At 58.7% G+C, this 22,528-nt stretch carries 18 protein-coding genes; 5 read left to right on the top strand and 13 right to left on the bottom strand.

Annotated features, from left to right (window positions below):
- Positions 1-40: 40 nt before the first annotated feature.
- From GOX21_RS03725 to hemB, 3 genes are all read right to left on the bottom strand, one after another.
- Positions 41-2,503 carry a penicillin acylase family protein gene (locus GOX21_RS03725; RefSeq protein ID WP_170375564.1) on the bottom strand — a complete coding sequence of 821 codons (2,463 nt, stop codon included), beginning with the start codon at positions 2,501-2,503 and terminating at the stop codon, positions 41-43.
- Between the two features lie 175 nt (positions 2,504-2,678).
- Positions 2,679-3,254 carry a YSC84-related protein gene (locus tag GOX21_RS03720; RefSeq protein WP_170348879.1) on the bottom strand — a complete coding sequence of 192 codons (576 nt, stop codon included), beginning with the start codon at positions 3,252-3,254 and terminating at the stop codon, positions 2,679-2,681.
- A 143-nt stretch (positions 3,255-3,397) separates the two neighbouring features.
- Positions 3,398-4,396 carry a porphobilinogen synthase gene (hemB, locus tag GOX21_RS03715; protein ID WP_170375563.1) on the bottom strand — a complete coding sequence of 333 codons (999 nt, stop codon included), beginning with the start codon at positions 4,394-4,396 and terminating at the stop codon, positions 3,398-3,400.
- 120 nt (positions 4,397-4,516) lie between these two features.
- On the opposite strand from hemB, the gene GOX21_RS03710 reads away from it, so the two are divergent.
- Both GOX21_RS03710 and mfd read left to right on the top strand, forming a co-directional pair.
- Positions 4,517-5,041: a component of SufBCD complex gene (locus GOX21_RS03710; protein WP_170375562.1), complete on the top strand. Its 525-nt coding sequence runs from the start codon at positions 4,517-4,519 to the stop codon at positions 5,039-5,041.
- 21 nt (positions 5,042-5,062) lie between these two features.
- Positions 5,063-8,518 carry a transcription-repair coupling factor gene (gene mfd, locus GOX21_RS03705; protein ID WP_170375560.1) on the top strand — a complete coding sequence of 1,152 codons (3,456 nt, stop codon included), beginning with the start codon at positions 5,063-5,065 and terminating at the stop codon, positions 8,516-8,518.
- On the opposite strand, the gene GOX21_RS03700 is transcribed toward mfd, so the two are convergent.
- The 5 genes from GOX21_RS03700 to GOX21_RS03680 form a co-directional block, all read right to left on the bottom strand.
- Positions 8,515-9,189 carry an SH3 domain-containing protein gene (locus GOX21_RS03700; RefSeq protein WP_170375558.1) on the bottom strand — a complete coding sequence of 225 codons (675 nt, stop codon included), beginning with the start codon at positions 9,187-9,189 and terminating at the stop codon, positions 8,515-8,517. The two genes, mfd and GOX21_RS03700, sit on opposite strands and share 4 nt — an antisense overlap.
- Positions 9,186-10,850: a tetratricopeptide repeat protein gene (locus tag GOX21_RS03695; protein WP_170375555.1), complete on the bottom strand. Its 1,665-nt coding sequence runs from the start codon at positions 10,848-10,850 to the stop codon at positions 9,186-9,188. Before GOX21_RS03695 ends, GOX21_RS03700 begins: the two co-directional genes overlap by 4 nt.
- Positions 10,851-11,130: 280 nt before the next feature.
- On the bottom strand, positions 11,131-12,339 hold the full coding sequence (locus GOX21_RS03690) for a multidrug effflux MFS transporter (RefSeq protein WP_170375553.1): 1,209 nt from the start codon (positions 12,337-12,339) through the stop codon (positions 11,131-11,133).
- A 75-nt stretch (positions 12,340-12,414) separates the two neighbouring features.
- Positions 12,415-13,074: a DsbA family oxidoreductase gene (locus tag GOX21_RS03685; protein ID WP_170375550.1), complete on the bottom strand. Its 660-nt coding sequence runs from the start codon at positions 13,072-13,074 to the stop codon at positions 12,415-12,417.
- Positions 13,071-14,588 carry a class I adenylate-forming enzyme family protein gene (locus GOX21_RS03680; RefSeq protein ID WP_170375548.1) on the bottom strand — a complete coding sequence of 506 codons (1,518 nt, stop codon included), beginning with the start codon at positions 14,586-14,588 and terminating at the stop codon, positions 13,071-13,073. Before GOX21_RS03680 ends, GOX21_RS03685 begins: the two co-directional genes overlap by 4 nt.
- Before the next feature lie 65 nt (positions 14,589-14,653).
- On the opposite strand from GOX21_RS03680, the gene GOX21_RS03675 reads away from it, so the two are divergent.
- The gene (locus GOX21_RS03675) at positions 14,654-15,277 is read left to right on the top strand and encodes a helix-turn-helix domain-containing protein (protein WP_170348870.1); all 624 of its coding nucleotides are present in this window, start codon (positions 14,654-14,656) and stop codon (positions 15,275-15,277) included.
- Here the strand turns inward: GOX21_RS03675 and GOX21_RS03670 are convergent.
- Positions 15,266-15,502, bottom strand: coding sequence for a hypothetical protein (locus GOX21_RS03670; RefSeq protein ID WP_170348869.1), 237 nt, complete (start codon positions 15,500-15,502; stop codon positions 15,266-15,268). The two genes, GOX21_RS03675 and GOX21_RS03670, sit on opposite strands and share 12 nt — an antisense overlap.
- 540 nt (positions 15,503-16,042) lie before the next feature.
- Positions 16,043-17,857, bottom strand: coding sequence for an extracellular solute-binding protein (locus GOX21_RS03665; RefSeq protein ID WP_170375546.1), 1,815 nt, complete (start codon positions 17,855-17,857; stop codon positions 16,043-16,045).
- A gap of 293 nt (positions 17,858-18,150) precedes the next feature.
- Here GOX21_RS03665 and GOX21_RS03660 point away from each other — a divergent pair, with 293 nt between their 5' ends.
- Together GOX21_RS03660 and GOX21_RS03655 are read left to right on the top strand one after the other, a co-directional pair.
- Entirely contained in the window at positions 18,151-18,924 is a 774-nt protein-coding gene (locus tag GOX21_RS03660; protein ID WP_170375544.1) for a 3-hydroxybutyrate dehydrogenase, read from the top strand.
- A 15-nt stretch (positions 18,925-18,939) separates the two neighbouring features.
- Entirely contained in the window at positions 18,940-19,965 is a 1,026-nt protein-coding gene (locus GOX21_RS03655; protein WP_170375542.1) for a patatin-like phospholipase family protein, read from the top strand.
- On the opposite strand, the gene GOX21_RS03650 is transcribed toward GOX21_RS03655, so the two are convergent.
- The 3 genes from GOX21_RS03650 to GOX21_RS03640 form a co-directional block, all read right to left on the bottom strand.
- Positions 19,966-20,643, bottom strand: coding sequence for a DUF502 domain-containing protein (locus tag GOX21_RS03650; RefSeq protein ID WP_170348865.1), 678 nt, complete (start codon positions 20,641-20,643; stop codon positions 19,966-19,968).
- A 64-nt stretch (positions 20,644-20,707) separates the two neighbouring features.
- Positions 20,708-21,619, bottom strand: coding sequence for a pseudouridine-5'-phosphate glycosidase (locus GOX21_RS03645; RefSeq protein ID WP_170375540.1), 912 nt, complete (start codon positions 21,617-21,619; stop codon positions 20,708-20,710).
- On the bottom strand, positions 21,616-22,509 hold the full coding sequence (locus GOX21_RS03640) for a PfkB family carbohydrate kinase (protein WP_170375538.1): 894 nt from the start codon (positions 22,507-22,509) through the stop codon (positions 21,616-21,618). The genes GOX21_RS03645 and GOX21_RS03640 overlap by 4 nt, the downstream gene beginning before the upstream one ends.
- Positions 22,510-22,528: the final 19 nt, after the last annotated feature.

Genomic DNA, 22,528 nt, shown 5'->3' with positions numbered 1-22,528 from the left:
GCGGGTAGCAGGGGGCAAGGTCTTGCCGAAACAGCGGAATTCAGCGCGGGATCAGGTTGGTCACTCCGACCGCCGCAGCGCGCGCCAAATCCAGGTCCAGTGACATCGGGATATACTCGCCTCGCCGCCATAGCTGAGCCTGATCATCATAATAGCGCGACAGGAAATGGCCCGACTGGCCGGTTGCCGTAATAAACACCGAGCTGTCCGGGTCCGCAAAGTCATAAACACCGCGATAACCTGCTCCATGTACGTTCTGAAACGGGTCCTTGCCCTCGCCCGAGGTACGCCCGCGTAGCAGGGTGTTGTCGCCGCCGCTGGTAGATTGCCGGATATTGACGAAGAACCGCAAAACCGGAACCGAGCCCAGTACCGGGTGATCGTGTGTTGCCTGATGCGCATCGCCCCAGCGCAGGGATTGCAGTGCGGTTCCATAGTTTTCGGCGATCCAGATCAGCGCATCGTCCAGCGCCAGCCGCGCCATGTCGGTGCAGGTCTCAGAGGGCGCGCTTTGACGGACGTCACACCAGACCGACGCGCCATCGATATTGCGATAGACACGCTCGATGAACAGCGGCTCGACATGTTTGTATTCGGCGGCCAGTGGGCCCAGCTCGTCCGAGATCAGACGTATTTGCAGCGCCCTTAGCCACGCGGCATAGATCAGCGGTTCGGGCAGGTGCTCGTTCATCTCACCATTCCATTCGGCCAGCAGGGACAGGGCGATCTGGCGCTGACGTTCCGGGGTGCCTTCGGGGGCGGATGCGCCGGTAAACCAAAGATCCGCGCCGATCAGCGGCAGCAATGAGCGGGCAGTAAAGCTGACGGTATCCAGTTGCGCCTCGATAAAGCTGTCGCGCGTGTGAACCTCGCGCGATTGCATCAGGCGTTCCCAGCGATGAACGCGCTGGGTGTCGCCCCATTCATACGAGACATGCAAGGGGAAGGGGCGGTCGATGATCTTGTTGTTTGTGTTGCCCAGAATACCACCTGCGGGGGCCACGAATTCGGGATTGTCGGCATAGGGCAGGCGACCTTGCCAGAGGTTTTCGGCCAGCCAACCGGGTGTTGGGATGCGGCCACGGCTTTGGTTGCGCAGGTCGCGTTTGGGCATTGCGCCAATCAATTTCAGACCGATCGTGTCCTTGTCGACCAGCGACAGGTTTTGCGAGGGCGAAATGAACAGCTCGCCCACATCAATGGCCTCGCGAACAGTGTCGGCATTCATCAGGGACATAGACGCCGTCATCGACGTGTCGCGCGGGCTGAGCGCCGTCCAAGACAACGAGGCGACATGACCCGGAGGCGTGATCGTTTCCAGATTGTAGTGACTTCCAGGCAGGACCGGGCCATTTTCCGTCCAACGCAGGGTTAGGGTGATGGGGGTCTCGTCCTTGATCTCGATAATCGAGGGGCGGGTGCGGAACTTTTTGAAGCCATCCGGCGACAGATATTCCTCGGTGTTGTCGGGGTTTAACTGCTCGATATGTACGTCCTGATCGTCCAGGTAGGACGACGTCAGACCCCAGCCCAAACGATCGCTGCGCCCGGTCATGATGGCAGGAACACCGGGAATAGTTGCACCAATCACGCCACCTTTGGCCAACTCCAGCCGCGCCAGATACCAGACACCGGGGGCAGTGAACCCTAGATGCGGGTCATTGGCCAACAACGTTCCCCCACTGGCCGAGCGTGAGGGCGCGGCGGTCCAGGCATTGGACGCTCCGGCCAATCCTCGTTTCGGAAAAGGCGACAGCGGCGTGTCGGGCATAGGCGTGCCGCGGGCGTAACGGGGCAGCCCTGGAAACAAAGCGGCATATTCTGGCAGGGCAGCAATACCGGCCCCCGGCACATTCGGCAGGATATCAGTCAACCGCGCCGGATCGTTCAGCATTAATGAAGTACGGGCACGCAGCACTTCGTCCTCAAGATGGCCCGACAGTTGCAGACCCATCAGCTTGATCACCGCAATGCTATCGCCCGGTTGCCAGGGCGAAACGGGCGCGTTGAACAAAAACATCTCGGGCGCACCACGGCCAAGGGCGGCTTCGTTGATCTCATCCAGCCGCGCGTTCACCCCGGCGGCATAGGCGCGCAAGGCGGCTTTGGTGTAATCGTCCTGGGCCTCGACCGAGCGGTGGGCCAGACCGTAAAGGTCCAGTCGGCGCAGCAGCTTGTCGACGTGGACGGTACGCGCGCCGAAAATTTCCGACAGGCGCCCCTGGGCGGTACGGCGCATGACCGTCATCTGCCACAGACGGTCCTGCGCATGGGCATAGCCCAGACCGAAGAACACATCCGGGTCATTTTCGGCCAGGACATGAGGGACATTGGCGGTATCGCGGATGATCTCGACCGGGGCGTTCAGCCCCCGAACCTCGACCGTTTGATCGTAATCCGGCAGGGACTGGCTCGCCAGGAAATACACCAATGCCACAGCGGCCAAAGCCAGCAGGACCAGACCCGTTGTAATGCGTACGAGCCAGCGAAAAACAAATCCCATCTGCGGCCTACAATCCTGATCCTATTCCGATTGAGGTCAGACTAGATGATGGCTGGATCGACCGAAAGAGGAACAGCCCGGGAATATTCGTGTTTACAGCGCTATAAATGAAAAACCCCGCCGCAGCTGGGAACCTGTGGCGGGGACTAATGAGGGGGGAGTGGTAGTCCGATGTTTAAGGAATGATCCGCGTGTATTTGGTGCCTTCGACAGTGGCGCCGAATTTCAAACCGGCTTGGCCGAATACCACCGCCAGCACAGGCGAACGCAGAGTCGTTGTGTCAGTGGACAGGGAGTTTCCAGTTGCATCAACCACATAGCCAATATCGGCACCGGCAGTCCATCCGCTGGAACGGCGGAAATCGTTCAGTGCGTCCTGGGTCATGAAGAACAGGACATGTGCATATTGTTGCGCGCCGATTTGCAGGCCGGCAGTTCCGGAAATTGCAGAATAGTAATCAACCGTTGCGCCCTGAATGCGCAAAGCGCCTTGGCCGTAGGCGCCACCAAAGAAGATTAATCCGGCGTCGGTGATCAGGGGCATGATCAACATGCCGTTGGCTTTGTTTGCGATCTCAACCGTGTTGGGATATTTCGCATACATTTCGGTCAGTGTGGCATCGACGCGGGCATCGATGGTGGCGGCGTTGGAATTGCCGACACCGTTGCCGCAAGCTGCGGTTACCGTCAAACCGGCCATGCCAAAGGCAAAGCCACGACGGCTTAGTTGGGGTGCATTGGAACTGCTCATGTCTTTTTTTCTCTGTATGACTGCCTGATATGTCGGGTGTTCCCGATCTTATGTGCAAGAATACGCCGATTGCCGTCGCGTGTCACGGGAAAGCTGAGTGACAGCGGATCACAATCGGCGAAAAATTGCGACAATTGGGGGCATTAGCCTTGCAAGGCGCGCGCGACCTGTGGGGCGAAATAGGTGAGGATGCCGTCGCAGCCAGCGCGCTTGAAGGCCAACAGGCTTTCCAGCATCACCCTGTCACCATCGATCCAACCGTTCTGTGCCGCGGCCTGTATCATCGCGTATTCACCCGACACCTGATAGGCATATGTCGGCGCGCCAAAGGTGTCCTTTACCCGTCGGCAGATATCCAGATAGGGCATGCCGGGCTTGATCATCACCATATCCGCACCTTCGGTCAGGTCGCGTTCGATCAGGCGCAGGGCTTCGTTCGAATTGGCCGGATCCATTTGATAGGTCTTCTTGTCGCCCGTAAGCGCGCCCGAAGCACCGACCGCATCACGGAAGGGTCCGTAAAAGGCGCTGGCGTATTTCGCGGCATAGCTGAGGATCATCACGTTCTGGTGCCCAGCAGATTCCAACGCCCGGCGCATTTCACCGATCCGCCCATCCATCATGTCGGACGGACCGATGATATCGGCACCTGCCTCAGCCTGCGCCAACGTCATCCTGACCAACGCCTCGATCGTCTTGTCGTTCACAATTTCGCCTTCGATGACATAGCCGTCGTGACCGTTGATGTTGTACGGGTCCAATGCCACATCGGTCATTACCGCGATATCCGGGGCTGCGGCCTTTATGGCGCGGATGGCTCGGTTGGACAGATTGTCGGGGTTCCAGGCCTCGGCGCAATCCTCGGTTTTCAGGTTGGCGTCGGTGTAGGGAAAGATGCAGATCGCTGGGATTCCCAACGCCTGCGCCTCAACTGCGGCCTTAGCTATCAGGTCCACCGACCGGCGCACCACACCGGGCATCGAGGGCACGGGCTCTTCCACACCCTCGCCGTCGCGCACAAAAACCGGCCAGATCAAATCATCTGTGGTCAGCATATTTTCCCGAACAAGGGCGCGCACGGCCTGAGATTGGCGCGCCCGGCGGAAACGGGTCAGGGGATAGGGGGCGATGGTCGGCTTCATGTCGCGCTCTCCTTGAATATTCCCGCATTGGGTGGCATGAATTCCACGTGGTCTCAAGGGTAACGATGGTCGCGCCTGCGCAGTGAAGGCCCCTAAGGACAGTGAACAAAGGGCTGACGCTTGGACTTATTCTCTACGCTTTTCGAAATTATCGACATGCGCAGCTTTTCGAATCTGTGGTATTGGATCGGGCTGGCCGTGCTGTGGTCGTCCACAAGCCACTGGACGCTGGGTGTGCCCTATGATCTGCTGGTGCGCGCGCGCCGTGTCGGCGGCGAGGCCGAGCGTGATTTTCTGGACATCGTGCGGATCAACAGAAACCGGATACTGTATATCGTTGAGGTATCGGGGCTGGCCATTCTCGGGTTGAGCTGTTTCATCTTCACCGGTCTGGCGATGCTTGGGTTCGTTTACGGGGTTGAATTCGCGCAGGCTGTGTTCTTGTTGTTATTCCCGGTCTGTATTGTGATGCTGATCAACATTTCGGCGGCGCGAAAGCTGCAGGCCGGCGACGGGACATTGGAATTTACCGGCAAGATTTTGACCCGCTGCCGGATTTATACGCAGATTATCGGCATGATCTCGATCTTGATCACGTCGCTTTGGGGCATGTATCAGAACTTTTCGATTGGTGTTCTGGGTTAGGAAATTCGGAAAGGCGAGGGAATGACGGCTCCGAACCACGTAACAGTCGGCGGCGCCCCTGAGGGGTTTGACGCACAACTTGTCCTGAACGAGATCACGCGATCCGCCGGGCCGGTTTGCCACGTCGCGCGCGATGACAAGCGGATGGAGGCAATGCGGGCAGCACTTGCCTTTTTCGCCCCGGACATGCCGGTGTTCGTCTTCCCCGGCTGGGATTGCCTTCCGTATGACCGGGTGTCGCCGAACGCGGATATCGCTGCGGCGCGGGTCGCAACACTGGCCGCGCTGGTGCATCAGATGCCCGAACGGTTTGTGTTGTTGACCACGCTAAACGCCGCGACCCAACGAGTGCCAGCGCGCGATGTGCTGCGCGAGGCCGCGTTTACTGCCCGGGTCAACCACCGTGTCGACGAAACAGCATTGCGGAACTTTTTGGTGCGCATGGGTTTCACGCAAAGCCCGACGGTTATGGAGCCCGGAGACTACGCGATCCGCGGCGGCATTATCGACATCTTCCCTCCGGGCGAATCCGGCCCGGTTCGGCTGGACCTGTTCGGTGATGTGCTGGACGGTGCGCGCCGGTTTGACCCAGTGTCGCAGCGCACGACCGAAAAGCTGGACGTGGTTGAACTGGCCCCGGTGTCCGAGGTCATTCTGGATGACGCCGCCATCACACGATTCCGCCAGAACTATCGCATCGAATTCGGCGCGGCGGGCACCGATGATCCGCTGTACGAGGCGGTCAGCGCTGGCCGCAAGCATCAAGGCGTGGAACACTGGTTGCCGTTTTTTCACGAAAAGCTTGAAACGCTGTTCGACTATCTGCCTGGTGCCGCGATCTCGTTGGACGATCAGGTCACGCCCACGCGCTTGGCCCGGTGGGAATCGATTGAGGATCAGTACGAAACTCGGCGGTTGGCACTGGAAAACCGCTCGCGCATGGACACGGTTTATAAACCTACGCCGCCCGGATTGTTGTATCTAGACGATGCTGCATGGGAGCAGGCGGTGGGTGATCGGCGCGTTTTGCAATTCAGTCCGTTGCCGCAGGCCAGCGGCCCCGGCGTGATCGACGCTGGTGGACGGATCGGGCGGAATTTTGCACCCGAACGACAGCAGGAAAGCATCAGCCTTTTTGGCGCGCTGGCCAGTCATATCACAGACAAGATGGACAAAGGGCCGGTCCTGATCGCGTCTTATTCCGAGGGTGCGCGTGAACGCCTGACCGGATTGATCGAAGACGAAGGTCTGGCTGAGGCAATCCCCGTTTCCGACGGCACTCGCGTCGGTAAACGCGGGCTGCACCTGGCCGTTTGGGCGTTGGAGCATGGGTTCGAAACGTCGGATCTGACGGTGATCGCTGAACAAGATGTTCTGGGCGACCGCCTGATCCGCCAACCCAAGAAACGTCGAAAGGCCGAGAACTTCCTAACCGAAACCCAATCGCTATCACCCGGCGATCTTGTGGTGCATGTGGACCACGGGATTGGCCGCTACATGGGGATGGAGGTCGTGACGGCGGCGGGCGCAGCCCATGAATGCCTTTTGTTGGAATATGCCGAACAGTCCAAGCTGTACCTGCCGGTCGAAAACATCGAGCTGCTGTCGAAATACGGGCACGACGAAGGTCTTCTGGATCGTCTGGGCGGCGGTGCATGGCAGGCCAAAAAGGCCAAGCTGAAAGAGCGCATTCGCGAGATGGCGGACAAGCTGATCCGCATCGCTGCTGAGCGGGCGCTGCGTAAAGCTCCGGTGATGGACCCGCCGCCCCATGCGTGGGAGGAGTTCAGCGCGCGTTTTCCGTATCAGGAAACTGATGATCAGCTGCGCGCGATTTCCGATGTGATGGAAGACATGCACTCGGGCGCGCCAATGGATCGTCTGATTTGCGGCGATGTCGGCTTTGGCAAGACCGAGGTCGCCATGCGTGCTGCCTTTGTCGCCGCGATGTCGGGCGTGCAGGTGGCCGTTGTGGCCCCTACGACGCTGCTGGCCCGACAGCACGCGGCATCGTTCAAGGAACGATTCCGGGGATTCCCGCTTGAGGTTCGGCAGCTGTCGCGTTTTGTCTCGGCGAAAGAGGCGCAACAAACCCGCGATGGGTTGGCGCGAGGCACAGTGGACATCGTGGTCGGCACCCATGCGCTGCTGGCCAAGGGGATTCGGTTCAACAACCTCGGGCTGCTGATCATCGATGAGGAACAGCATTTCGGGGTGGGTCACAAAGAGCGCCTCAAACAACTGCGCTCGGACATTCACGTGCTGACCCTGACCGCGACGCCGATACCGCGGACGCTGCAATTGTCGCTGACAGGTGTGCGTGATCTGTCAATCATCGGCACGCCGCCCATCGACCGTCTGGCCATCCGCACCTATGTCAGCGAATTCGATGCGGTCACGGTGCGCGAGGCGCTGCTGCGCGAACATTATCGCGGCGGGCAAAGTTTTTATGTGGTCCCGCGTATTTCGGACCTGCCCGAGATTGAGGAATTCCTGAAGGAGCAACTACCGGAACTGACTTACGTTGTCGCGCATGGGCAAATGGCGGCGGGCGAACTCGATGACCGCATGAATGCCTTCTATGACGGGAAGTATGATGTGCTGTTGGCAACGACGATTGTGGAAAGTGGGCTGGATATTCCGACGGCCAACACAATGGTCGTGCATCGCGCGGATATGTTCGGTCTGGCGCAGCTTTACCAGATCCGCGGACGGGTGGGGCGATCAAAGGCCCGCGCCTATGCCTATCTGACCACCAAACCGCGCCAGCGATTGACGGCCACCGCCGAGAAACGCCTGCGGGTTCTAGGCTCTCTTGATACACTGGGGGCGGGGTTCACGCTGGCATCGCAGGATCTGGACATTCGCGGTGCCGGCAATCTGCTGGGCGAGGAACAGTCGGGCCAGATGCGCGACGTGGGCTACGAGCTGTACCAATCCATGTTGGAAGAGGCGATTGCCAAAATCAAAGCCGGTGAGATGGAGGGTCTATCGGACGCAGACGACCAGTGGGCCCCGCAGATCAATCTGGGCGTCCCGGTTCTGATCCCCGAGGATTATGTGCCCGATCTGGATGTGCGCCTGGGGCTGTACCGCCGCTTGTCCTCGCTTTCGACCAAGGTTGAACTTGAAGGTTTTGCAGCCGAGTTGATTGACCGCTTTGGTTCGTTGCCAAAAGAGGTGAACACCCTGATGCTGGTCGTGCGTATCAAAGCGATGTGCAAACGTGCGGGCATTGCCAAATTGGACGGCGGACCAAAGGGTGCGACGATCCAGTTCCACAATGACAAGTTTGCCTCGCCTCAGGGGTTGGTCGAGTTCATCCAGAACCAGCGCGGGCTGGCCAAGGTCAAGGACAACAAGATCGTCGTGCGCCGCGACTGGAAAAAGGACAGCGACAAGATCAAGGGTGCCTTTGCCATTGCCCGCGATCTGGCGGAAAAGGTTGTGGCAGAGAAGAAAAAGGCGAAGGTCTAGTCGCCGCTGACAAAAGTACACAACTCCCAGTCGCCCGCGTCTGACTTGACGAACGCGGCACGGTGGCCGGTCATGGGCCAAAGAAAATCGGCGTGCATATAACCTTGCGTGCCGTCCGTCAGCAGGACGCGCTGATATTCGGCACCGTCTTGATAGTCACGTATAATCGCGATTTCGTGGCTGATCAGGCTTATGATGGACGAGTTGCGATCCGGTCTTTGACGTAGAGATACATCGGAACCTTTGACAAAGAACGCCAACTCTGGGTCCAGCGAGGCGGGCAGGGTGATCTGCCATTGATGCGGCATCCAGAACTCGCCTTCTTCGTCGAAGTAACCGGGCTGAGACAAAGTGGTTTCCAGGTCAGACCAGTATTGCGCGCGTAACGCATCCGCGTTTTCACGCTGTTCTTCCGACAGGGCTTTCGGGTCGAGGGTCAGATTGGAACGTAATTCCTCGGGGCCGCCGTCGCCGCCATGGCTTAGGTAGATGTCGGGGCAAGCCGCCGAGACCACCGCGTCGATATCCCGAGCGGACACTTGAGCCAATAACGCCTCACGAAAAGTCACCAGAGACGGATCACGGTCGGCTTGATCGACCGGCGGAAAAGATTGACGGTCGGCAACGGCAGGGCCGCAGATCACGGCAGCCAGCAGTAGCGCGTATTTCATTCGGCGGTCCTCATCGCGGCTTGGGCGCAGAAACAGGATGCTCCGACGGCGCGGTCGGCACGTGCCAGCGCCAGATCAAGACGTTGTTTGATTTGAGCGATTTCAACACTTTCGCCGCGCGCCTTCAGGCAGTCATGCAGACCTTTGAGGCTCCAAACATTGTCCGGATGGATCGAAGCACGGCTGAGGGTGCCGCCCAAGCCAAGGTCTTCGCGATAGACCGCTTCAGCCTCGGTTACGTGACCTTGTTCAAATAACAACGCCCCTAATGCATGGCGGGTTGGCTGCATCCAGCCCCATGGTTCGTCATAGGGCAGCGTGTCATCCAACTCGACCGAGCGTCGCAGATGGGCGTAGGCGATATCGTAGTTGCCCTTGCGATACTCAATCTCTCCACTCAGCATTTCCCGCGCGATTTCAAGCAGGTCAACGACGCGGTTGTTGTGTAGCAGGCGTGTTTCGGGCACGCAGGCCTTGGCCGACAGGAACAGTTGTTCCTCAGCTTCGGCTTCGGCGACGTCACCGGTTGCAGCATGGGCGATGGCGCGAGCATAGTGGATGGTGGCGGTCAACGTGCGATAGAGGTCGGGGTTTGCGGGCAGTTTCAGTGCCTTGGCTTCCTCCCACTGGCCAAAACGGATCAGGATATGCGGCCCCATGGACATGTAGCTTTCGAAGTAATCCGCCATGGGTGGGCTTTCGATGCGCAACATCTCTTCGGGGGTTGTGTCCCACAGGCCCTGATTGGCGCGTAGTGCCGGTTCCATCTGGCCCAGGAACAACGCCCCGTAGATGGCGAAATGGTAATTGTGCTGACGGTAGCCAGTGTAGATATTGAACGCGCCTTCGCGCTCGTAATATTTTAGATCGGCTATGGTGGCCTTTTCGTTCCAATAAACGACGTTGTGGTAGTGCCCGCACAGCACATCGATATGGGTGGGCATATGCACCAGATGGCCCGCATCCGGCACCAGCGTGCGCAGAACATCCCCGGCTTTTAATGCCTTTTCGGGGGTCGGAGACATCTCCATCAGGTGGACATAGAGGTGCAGCAAACCCGGGTGCGACATGGCTGCGGGGTCATTTGCCATCGCGTCCTCAAGGACCTTCTGCGCCTCAAGCGTGGCGGCACCTTCGGCAGGTTTTCCGGTCTTCAGATCCCACATCTGCCAGGGGGTGAGGTTCAGCAGTGCCTCAACATAAATTGTATGCAGGTCCAAGTGATCGGGTTGGTCGGCAAAGGCTGCGCGCATGGCATCTGCAAAATCGTGGTTCCAGCTGTTCATATCCGGGATCGGATCGCGCTGAGGGTAACGGGCGGGCAGGGCGTGGATCAGCGCCTGTTCAACGGGGGTGCAGGTGCCCAACAGGGCCACCGCTTGCTGTGTCGCGTCATAGGCTTGCCCGAGCGCTTTCTGCTGACCACGCGCGTCGCGTAAATCCCAGGGCAGGTTGTAATTCGGACCGGCGGCATAAGCGATGCCCCAATGGGCCATAGCGCAATCCGGGTCATGCTCGGCAGCGCGTTGGAAACAGACAACGGCCTCGTCATGGTTATAGCCATAGGTCCAAACCAGCCCCCGATCGAACCAAAGCTGGGCCTCGGCTGAGGTCGTGCTGACCGGACAGGAATGCGTACCCAGATCGTAATAGTCGCCCATGAAAACCCCTTTACTGTGATCCCAAAGTCCAGACTCTGGGGTGCTGCTTTGCTTGTTCCCTATGATGAACGACGTACGCGACCGCCGCAAAGACTATGCAAAACACAAAGAAATTTACAATTAGTGCTTTGAGGACACCATGACGGTAGTTGCGCCCTTTCCAAGTGCCCTTAAACTCATTCGGTTTGCGCGACCTTGGGTTTGGAGGCTCAAAGCTCTTTTTCATCACGATCCCTTTAACTTAGGGAAAGGTTAGCGTGATTCACCCGGGCTGCACAGGTCAGGCAGGCAGTCTGTTTTCGATCCGGCCCATATGCAGCATCAGTCCGAAACCGGCCACGCTCATCACCAGAATGCCGGTGGTCAGCGGATATAGCGAGCCATCGAACATTTGACCGATCGGGGCGGCGATAGCGGCGGCCAGAACGGTCGAAAACGCGCCGATGACCGACGCTGCCATACCGGCAATATGGCCCATTGGCTCCATCGCAATGGCGTTCAGGTTGCCCATCGTCATGCCAGCCATGAAAAAGATCGAGGTCTGCCAGAAGACGAACACCGCAAAGTTCAGATTGGCTGAAAGCGGCATCATGTTCAGCGTGATGACGCCAATCGTGATGGCGATCTGCGCGCCAAGGGCCCATGTCACCAGCCGCCGCATCCCCACGCGGATCACAAGCGCGGCGTTCAACAGGCTGGCGGACCCCGCCATCAAAGCTACAAAGCCGAACCAAAACGGGAAGCTGTCGGCGCTGTCATGGATCACATCATAAACTGGCTGCACCATGGTCAGCATGGTGAACAACATGCCAAGGCAAAGGGATTGCACAAAGATTGATACGCGCACCGTGGGATGGGCGAACATCTCGCGTGCGGCCGCGGTCATCAAGGGCAGGCGCAGTGGGCGACGGTTTTCCGACCTCAGCGATTCTGGTAGGCGCAAGCCCAGCCAGATCACGGTAATCACCGAGAACAGGATGAACGAAACAAAGATGCCACGCCATCCCGCGATGGCGATCATTCCGGCCCCCAGCATCGGGGCGACGGCGGGCACCAGTGTAAAGATCATCATGGCGATAGAGACGATCCGCGCCATTTCCCGGCCCGAGTACAAGTCTCGGATGATCGCCATGGCGACCACACGCGGCGCGGCGCAGCCGATGCCCTGTGCCACCCGCGCGAACAGTAGAAGTTCCAGCGAAGAACTGGCCCAAGCCACGGCTGCCGACAAGATGTACAACGCCGAGCCGACATAGATCACCGGCTTGCGCCCAAACGCGTCGGACAATGGGCCCACAAAGAATGTCCCGATGCCCATGCCCAGAACAAATGAGGTCAGGATCAACTGAGCGTCGTTGATATCATCGGGGCTCAGCTGCGCGCCGATCTCGGGCAAAGCAGGCAGCATCGAGTCGATCGAAAACGCAATCGTCGCAAACATCATTGCGACAAGTGCGATGAACTCTCCCGAAGACATGCGATTGGCCATGGCGCCCTCCTGACCTGATTGCGCTATCACGGCTTTTCAGGAGGCGCTAGGGGGCAGGCTGCACAGGGACCTGTGCTATTTTGCAGGGGAAGCCTCAAGCTGAGACATAATCTCACCGATTACTTTTTCCCACATTTCAGGGGGTTGTGCGCCCGGAACCGCGTGCTGGTTGGCCACAATGAAGGTAGGAACAGAATTTACCCCCATCTGTCGCGAATGGGTGTCGCGGGTGCGGATATCCTCGCGATCAGCGTCGGATTTCAGCAGTTTCGATACCACAGCTGCGTCCATGCCGATACTGTCGGCGATATCGGCCAACACTTCGTGATCGCCAATATCACGTCCCTGCACGAAATACGCATCGAACAGAGCGTCTACGGCTGCGTCTTGCTTGCCCTCGATCCCGGCCCAGTGGATCAGGCGGTGCGCGTCCAACGTGTTAGGTGTGCGTTTCATCCCTTCGAAGTCAATGCTCAGCCCGGCATTCTGCGCATGCTCAACCACCGGGGCATAGGCGCGCACGGCACCGTCTTTGCCGCCGAACTTGCGCTCCAGATATTCGCGGCGATCCATGCCTTCGTTCGGCATGTCGGGGTTCAACTGAAACGGATGCCATTCGATAACGAACGGGTGGTCCGGAATAGCGGCCAGCGCTTTGTCCAAGTGGGTTTTGCCGATATAGCACCATGGGCAGATCGGGTCGGACATGATGTCGAGTTTGACGGTCTGGGTCATGGTGTATTCGCCTTGAAATAGGCCGGGAGCGCCCGACGCAGGAGTTTGCCATTACCACCGGTTGGCAGCTCGGGCAGGTGAATGAACGCGCGGGGCTGTTTGTAGCGCGCCAGATTTGCCTCGACATAGGTGCGCAGGGCGTCTTCGTCCAGCTTTTCCGGACCGGTATAGAAAGCGGCTATCACGAATGTGTCCTGTTTAACCTCAACTGCCGCTGCACCCACTTGCGCGATGCCGGGGAATTTGGTTAGGGCGGCCTCAACCTCGACCGGGGACACGCGATAGCCACCCGCGTTCATCATATCGTCGTCGCGGCCCAGATAGGTGATCTGTCCGTCCATCGCCATGGCCCCTTGATCACCGGTCAGAAACCAGTCGCCCTGCATGCGGGCCTTGGCCTCGTCAGGTGCATTCAGATAGGTCAGCATCAGACCGGGGTCGGATCGGTGGATGGCAATGGTACCTTCTTGGCCACGCGGAACCGGTCCGTCCGTCCCCAATATCGCCACCCGGCGACCCGGTTGAGGTTGCCCCAACGCCTCGCCCCGCGCCGGATGGGCAGGGCTGGACGAGATGAAGGTCGAACATTCGGACATACCGAAGGCTTCGTACAATTCTGTCCCGGTCAGGTCGCTCCATTGCGCGTGAAGGTGCCGCGACAGCTTTTCGCCTGCGCACAGGCCGTGACGCAGGTCCGGTAAATGCAGATCACCGGCGGATTTAAGCAATTTGCGAAACACGCCGGGCGCGGCGGCAAAGATCGTTGCCCGATGTTGTCTTAACAGCTCTGGAAGGGCATCAGAGTCGGTGCCGGGTTCGGGGATCAACGCGGTCGCGCCGATCGTCCAGGGATCCATCAGCCCGGTGCCCAGAGTATAGGTCCAGTTGAACGCCCCGGCATGACACAGACGGTCCGTATCCCGCAACCCGTACCAGCCATCCACCATCATCTGGCGCGCCCAGATGGCGCGGTGAGCATGGGCCACAGCGCGTGGTTTGCCAGAAGTGCCAGAGGTATAGACGACATAGGCCAACCGGTCCGGGTCGCCGAGTTGGAATTCGGCAGGGGGTAGTGCGCGCATCCCCGACAGATCGTCCAGCGTAATCTGCAGCGGATGATTGGCGCAGGCGACGACTGGGTCGCGTATAATGGCTGTGGGTTGCAGATCAGAAATCATGCGCGCGGTTTCGGGCTCGGTCAGCTGTGACGAAGTGGGAACCGGCACGATCCCGGCAGCTATGGCCCCAAGATAGGCGATGGGGAAATCAACCGTATTCCCCAGTCGCATCAACGCAATGTCTCCGGGATTCAATCCGGTCTTCAACAGCCCGGTAGCGGTGCCCAGAATGGCCGATTTCAATGCGCCATAGGTCCAATCCTGCGCCCCGTCATTGCATAAAACCGACAAGGCGGTTTTGTCCGGGTGGTCATCCGCGTGTCGCAGAACGTGCGCGGCCAGATTGAATGGTGCGGGGCAGGCCAGAGGCGGCCCCTGATCGAAAACAGAAAGCATGGCCACTGGCTATCGCGGCGCTTGGCGCGTTGCAAGCCGGGCAGGCTGGTCCTATAGATTGGCGCATGAGCACTAATGAACAGCCATCTCTGATCCGCATTGCACGTGACTCGGGTGAGCACACCGATCCCGAACCACTTGATCTGGGCGCGCGCGTGCGTCAACTGCGCAAGGCGCGGAACTGGACGCTGGAACAAGCGGCGTCTCAGGCGGGGCTTGCGCGCTCGACCCTCAGCAAGATCGAGAATGGGCAGATGTCGCCCACTTATGACGCGCTGAAAAAGCTGGCGACTGGGTTGGAAATTTCGGTGCCACAGCTGTTCACCCCGCCACAGCGTGATCAGGTGATCGGTCGGATGGCAATCACCCGCATGGGCGAAGGCGCTGAACATCCGACGGGAACATACGAGCACGAGTTGCTGGCCGAAAACCTGACGAAAAAGCAGATGCTGCCCTATCGGGCTCGCGTGCGCGCGCGTTCAATGGACGAATTTGACGGCTGGGTGCGCCATGACGGCGAAGAATTCCTGTATGTGCTAACCGGGGTTGTGAAACTGTACACCGAATTCTACGAACCCGTCGAAATGCGCCGTGGCGACAGCGCTTATTACGACGCCAGTATGGGTCACAACGTGATTTCCGTCAGTGACGAAGATGCGACGATCCTGTGGGTAACGTCACTTGCTTAAGGAACGGCTGAACTCGCGGTTCAGACCTTCGGTGAATAGAAAATCCTCAAGTTCTTCGTGGGCTTCATTTACGGTCAGGTGGTGGCGTTCGGCCAAGTAGGCTTCGAACCCTTTTCGATCTTTGCTCAGCCGCACCTTGTCCTGATCGCGCAGATTCGGAAAACGCCGTTTAGCGCGGGAATACATAGCATCCCAGTCTTGCAGCAGGTCAGTCCAGTTCAACATCAGTCAGCTTTCCGTAATTCGGGTTTCACGGCTGCTCGGCCCTTTCATCAGGGTACGGAGATGGCGGGAGTCGATGCGCATGACAAAATGTCGCACCTGAGCGGCGCTGACGTTACGTCAAAAAGGCCCGTTACGCACGATACGCAACGGGCCTACGGACCTGAGGTTGGAGTGAGTGGAGGCCGGTCCGCAAAATCCAAGAGTGACGCGCTGCATGACAAGCTATCTAGCGAAATAATCAGAATTAATCCGGCCAAACAGCACGTTTAAATGACATTAGGCTATATCGTACAGATATGTTCAGTAAAGCCCCTTGTGGGTGTTTTTTTTAGTTAAGCTGGAATTTGGGGGCGACTGCAAATTGTGGCGAAACTTAGTTCGAATACCCCAAGATGTAGTGTGGTTTGCGCCATGTGCCGAAATCCGCCGAAGGCTGCGGCGTTATGGCAGAGCCGTCCTTTGGGGCCAAATCTTCAGATCCAAAGCACCAAAGCACCAAACAACCTACAGCGGATTAATGCGGCAGCGGGGCTTATTTGGTCACTCTTCGTACCACCAAACCTGCGGCATATACTCGGGCCCGTCGCCATAGATCGGCAAGGTCCGAGGCTGCTTCAGTTCTTTGGCATGGGCGATGCGCCCGACGTCGAAGTTCCAGATCGGAATGACATAGCGACCAGCAGTCAGAACCCGATCAAGCGCGCGGGTGGCGGCCACGAAATCCTCGTGACTTTCCGAGGCCAGTATAGCGTCAATCAGCCCATCCACAGCGGGTGAGGCGACACCCATCAGGTTGCGCGTGCCCTGTACATCCGCGTTTTCGCTGCCCCAATACAGACGCTGTTCATTGCCCGGAGACAGAGACAGCGCACGGCGAAGGAACGTGATGTCAAAATCAAACTCGGCATTGCGGCCGACAAATTGCGCGCTGTCTACCTGTTCGACATTGACCTTGATGCCCAGACGCTCAAGCGCGCGGGTGTAGATTTCGATGGCCGTTTGTCCTTCGCTATCGCCCTGTTGCAGCAGAACGGTGATGGCAAAGTCCTGACCATTCTGGTTGCGCAGCACGCCGTCCTGAATGGTCCAGCCAGCCTCGGCCAGCAGCTTGTTGGCCTTGCGAATATTGGCGCGATTCCGGGCCGAACCGTCGCCGACGGGCAGGGCATAACCTTCAAGCGCGTCGGGCGGAAGGTCGTCGGCATAAAGTTGCAGCAGCTCGGCGACACGCCCAGTGGCCGGGCCGGGTTGCATGCCCAGGTCAGAGCCCGAGAAATACGAAGTGATCCGTGGTTGGGCGCTGCCGGTGATCGTATCGTTGATAAATTCGAAATTGAACGCCAGCAGCATCGCCTCGCGGACTCGCCAATCATCGAAAGGGGCTTTGCGGGTGTTCATGACAAACCCGGTCATGCCCGAGGGTTTGCCGTGCGGGATTTCGGTCTTGACCACATCACCGCGCTGAACGGCAGGAAAATCGTACTGAGTGTTCCATTTGTCGGCGTTGAATTCGCGCACCGCGGTCAGTTCACCGGCCTTGAACGCCTCGAACAGGACGGTGCCGTCGCCAAAAAACTCGATCCTTATGTCATCCAGGTTCATGGTTCCGCGCCGGAACGGAATGTCAGCCCCCCAATAGTCTGGATTGCGCCGCAAATTCACATAGCGGCCCGCCTCATAGCTATCGATCACGTACGGCCCCGACCCGATGGGAACGTCCTGCAGCGCGGCGTTGGCGAAATCTTTCCCCTCCCACTGTGCTTTTTGCAGGATCGGACGCAGCCCGGCGATCAGTGCCAATTCCCGGTCGGGTTCGTTGAAAGTGATCCGCACCGTGCGGGGGCCGGTCTGTTCGATGCTGTCGATCTTGCCCCACAAACCGCGGTAACGCAGATGACCTTCGGTGCCCAGAGTTTCATAAGACCAAATCACATCATCTACGGTCACCGGATTTCCGTCAGAAAACTGGGCGTTCTCACGCAGGGTAAATTCCACCCAAGAGCGGTCCGGTGCAGTCTCAACTGATTCGGCTAACAACCCGTAAAGAGTGAAAGGTTCGTCCCAGGACCGGCCCATCAGGCTTTCATGGGTCCAAAATCGCAATTGCCATGGCGAGCTGCCTTTTTGCACAAACGGGTTCAAACTGTTAAAGCCGCCGGTGTTTCCGAATACAACCTTGCCGCCTTTGGGCGCGTCGGGATTGGCATAGGGCAGGGACACAAAATCCGGTGGTAGGGCAGGGTCGCCGTACATAGCTATGCCATGGGCCGATTCTGCATGAGCGATTGTGACAGCAAAAATAAAGGTGATTCCCGCGATCACAGGGCGAACGGGGCGTAGAAAATTGGGGCGCATTTTGGAAACAATCCTGCTCTGGCCTTATTTTGTTGGGATTCACCGTATCGATGATTTTTCTTATTTTCAAACTTTTAGCTTGGACGGATGCAAGGAATTGCTTATAAAGGATGCACTGCTCGATAGGTTTCTTGCCTGTATGAAACCTGCCTCAATAACTTAACGCCCGCTTCGTGCGGGCGTTTTTTTTGAGGCGTTTTGCCCCCGGATGCAGAACCCATATGTTTCCCCGTTTCCTTTGCAGTTGCAGCATGGCACTGTGCGGTCAAAGCAGATGTTGACGGAGAAAACTCATGAGCGTGGCGGGAAAAACGGCGATCATCACAGGGTCGAATTCAGGGATCGGTTTGGGTGTTGCCCGCGAATTGGCCAAGGCTGGGGCCAACGTAATATTGAACTCGTTCACCGATCGGGATGAGGATCACGCGCTGGCCGCCGAGATTTCGCAGGAAACCGGAACCAACGCGCGTTACATCAAGGCGGACATGTCCAAGGGGGACGAATGCCGTGCCCTGATCGAAAAAGCGGGTGCCTGTGACATTCTCGTGAACAATGCAGGCATTCAACACGTCTCACCGATTGATCAGTTCCCGGTCGACAAATGGGATGCAATCATCGCGATCAACATGAACTCGGCCTATCACACTATGGCAGCGGCTCTGCCGATGATGCGCCAGGCTGGGTGGGGGCGCATTGTGAACATCGCCTCGGCCCACGGGCTGACGGCGTCGCCTTTCAAGGCGGCCTATGTCGCGGCCAAACATGGTGTGGTTGGGATGACCAAAACCGTAGCACTGGAGACCGCGCAGGAACCGATCACCTGCAATGCGATTTGCCCGGGCTACGTGCTGACGCCGCTGGTCGAGGCGCAGATTCCCGACACTATGAAAGAATACGGCATGAGCCGCGAGGACGTGATCAAGAACGTCATGCTGGAACGACAGCCTTCGAAAGCTTTTGCAACGGTCGAGCAACTGGGCGGTACAACGGTCTTTTTGTGTTCGGATGCCGCCGCGCAGATCACCGGAACGGCAATCTCGGTGGATGGGGGCTGGACGGCTCTGTAAGTCAGGGGGCAGGTAATGAAACGCATCAATCTGGCACTGCAGGGCGGCGGCGCGCATGGCGCCTTTACCTGGGGTGTCTTGGACCGGTTGCTGGACGAGGATGATATCGAGGTCGCGGCAATCACCGGCACCTCGGCAGGGGCGCTGAACGGGGCTGCGTACAAATCCGGCATGGTACGCGATGGACGTGACGGCGCGCGGGCCAGCCTTGATGGGCTGTGGGCGCGCATGGGGGCCGTCGGCGATATGCGGCTTGCCAATTGGATGCAGGCACTTGAGCCCGCTCAGATTGCGCATGCCATGGAGTATTCCCTGCCGTTTTCCGTGGGTGATGCATGGTCGCGGCTGGTGTCGCCCTATGCTTATGGTCCGTTTTATCGCAATCCGCTGGAACCGGTGGTGGACCGGTTCAATTTCAACGAAATTTGCGCCGATGAAGGACCGCGCCTGTTCGTCTGCGCCACCTGCGTGCGCAGTGGCAAGATCCGTGTTTTTACTGGGGATGAGGTCTCGACCGATGCGATTTTAGCATCGGCTTGCCTGCCGAACCTGTTTCAGGCAGTAGAGATTTTTGATCCCAATTCGGACCGGACCGAAGCGTACTGGGATGGCGGCTATACCGGGAACCCGGCGCTGTACCCCTTGTTCAACACCGATCTGCCGGATGATGTGGTGATCGTGAACATCAACCCGCTGGAACGGGAAGAGGTGCCGAAAACGCCGCAACAAATCCAGAACCGGATCAACGAGATCAGCTTTAACTCATCCCTGTTCCGCGAATTGCGAGCGATCAGCTTCGTGCAGCGCTTGTTGGCCGAAGGCAAATTGAAAGCGGGTGAGATGAACCGGGTTCTGGTTCACATGATCGCCGATGACGCGCTGATGAACGATCTGTCGGTGGCAACTAAGACGGTGCCGAACCCGGTTGTTCTGCACAAGTTGAAAGAGGCCGGGCGCACGGCTGCGCATCGGTTCCTTTCGGACAACAAGGACGATTTGGGGCGGAAAAGTACTGTCAACTTGCCCGAGATGTTTGGCTGATCACTCAGGCGGTAGCGTCGGGTCTTTGCCGTTGGGGTAAACCAGACCGGCAGAAATCACCAGCTTGGCCGCGTCCTCGATAGTCATGTCCAGCAGAATGACGTCTTCGGCAGGAAAGAACAGCAAAAACCCCGAGGTCGGGTTTGGCGTGGTCGGGATGAAAACGCTCAGCAATTCGCCCGCGGTTTCGGCGCGCTGGGTGACCTCGCCTTTGGCGGTGGTCGATACAAAGCCGATAGCCCAGATACCGCGGCGTGGATATTGCACCAAGCAGGCTTTTTCAAAAGATCTTTCTGTCTGGGCAAAGACCGTCTCGGATATTTGCTTGATCCCGGAATAGATCGAGCGGACAACCGGCATCCGTTCTACCAGGCTTTCGGTGAAGGAAATAAAGGACCGTCCCAGAATCCCCTTGGCGACCCAGCCCACCAGAACAGTGAACACCAGAAAGATGATGACGCCGACGCCGCGCAGGTTGATGCCTACATATTGTTGGGGCTGGAACTGTTGTGGGATCAGCGGCAGGACAGCACTGTCGATCCAGCCCACGACGGACCAAATCAACCAGATCGTCAGCCAGACAGGCGCAATGACAACGATGCCCGTCAGAAAAGACGCGCGCAGCCGGGAAAACAGGCCCGGTCCGCGGTGGGGTTCTTCGTCAAACGGTGTGTTCATTGCGATCCTGATTGGTTTGCCGATTTAGTTAAGCAGTCCGGCGTCTTGGTACAATAGGGTAGCTCTAGGCGGATTTGGTCAAAGCAATCGCGATACCGGCGGCTAGACGGGCATTGTTGCGTACCAGCGCAATGTTTGCGGTCAGCGAGCGGCCCCCGGTCTGTTCATAGATCCGTTGTAGCAGGTATGGCGTGACGCCTTTGCCGGTGATCCGGTGCGTATCCGCGTCGGATTGGGCGGCAGCGATGATGGGGGCCAGTTCCTCGGCCGGGATTTGATCGGCGTCCGGGATCGGGTTGGCAACCAGCTGACCCCCGGGCAGGCCAAGCGCGCGACGGGTGGCGTGGGCCTTGGCGATGTCTTCGGCACTATCCATGCGCAAGGGCGCAGGATAGGGGGACTTGGCGGACCAAAAAGCCGGGAATTCATCCTGTCCATGCGCGATAACCGGAACGCCCAATGTCTCGAGCACTTCAAGTGTTTTAGCAAGATCCAGGATGGCTTTCGCACCGGCTGCAACAACAGTAACAGGTGTCTGCGCCAATTCGTGCAGATCGGCTGAGATGTCAAACGAGGTCTCGGCCCCCTGATGCACACCACCGATGCCACCGGTCGCAAAAACTTCGATCCCGGCATAGCGCGCGGCGATCATCGTGGCGGCCACTGTCGTGGCCCCGGTGCCGCTGGTCGACATACAGGCCGCCATGTCCGCGCGTGAGATCTTGGCGACGCCCTGGGCCTGCCCCAGTGCTTTCAACTGGTCGTCTTCCAGGCCCACATGCAGTTTGCCTTTGATCACGGCCATGGTTGCAGGAACCGCGCCAGCGTCACGGACGTCCTGCTGAACCTGCGCCGCCACCTCGATATTCTGAGGGTAGGGCATACCATGGGTGATGATGGTGCTTTCCAGCGCAACGATGGGCTGACCTGCATCTTTGGCGGTGCGGACCTCGGCGGAATATTGGATGTCGATCACAGTGGTGTTTCTCCGGAAACATAGGTTGCGGCGGCATGTAGGGCGCGGCGTAAGGCTTCGTCATTGGACGCACCGTTGGCCTCGGACGCGATATGCGCCGCCATGAAAGTATCGCCCGCACCGGTCACACGGGTGACCAGAACGGAGGGCGGTGTTTGGGTCAATATTTCGTCAGCGCTGCCAATGGTGGCCGAGTTGCCGCCGTCCGTGACCAGCACCCGCAGCGCGCCACGGTCCAGCAGGCCCTTGGCGGCGCCTTCAGAATCGGTGAATTCGCGCTGGCACAAGATGCCGGCCTCTTCGAGGTTCACATAAAGCGTGGCGCGGGCGTGTTTCAGGAACGGCAGCAGACGTTCGGCCTTGCCGGGCGAGGCCGGGGCCACGCGCAGGTCCGCACGCGCAAAGGCGGGGCTTTGGGCGATTTCTTCCAACAAGTTCAGCGTCAGGTTGCCGTCCAGCGCGATGGGACCCTGGAACGGAGTGTTCTCATACCCCAGCGGCCCTTGCATCAAGGGGCGCAGGACTTTCGCCCCGGCGGCCTCAAGCGAGTGCGCGTCAGCAATTGCCGCGATCAGGCCGTTGGCCCCTTCGACGGCCATGTACCTGTCTGTCGGCAAATCCTGCGAACGATAGATGTGGTCCGTGACCATGCCCAGCCGCGAACAGGCGTTGACCAACTCGTCGCCTTCGGGGTCGCGACCAATGGCTGTCAGAAGGGTCGGCGTCATGCCGAAGCGCACCAGCGTCATGGCGATGTTCATGGCCACTCCGCCGGGCAGGCGGGTGATCCGCCCCGGCACGTCCGAGCCCTGACGCATGGCGCTGGCGGACCGCCCGATTATGTCCCACAGGACCGAACCGATACACAGGATTTCGCTGTTCTGAGTCATGCCCGTGTCATGCCGCAGC

The organism is Ruegeria atlantica (genome assembly GCF_013032005.1).
GTDB classification, from domain to species: Bacteria; Pseudomonadota; Alphaproteobacteria; order Rhodobacterales; family Rhodobacteraceae; genus Ruegeria; species Ruegeria atlantica_A.
The sequence above is the reverse complement of the archived record's forward strand: the minus strand, read 5'-3'. Positions and strand labels throughout refer to the sequence as shown.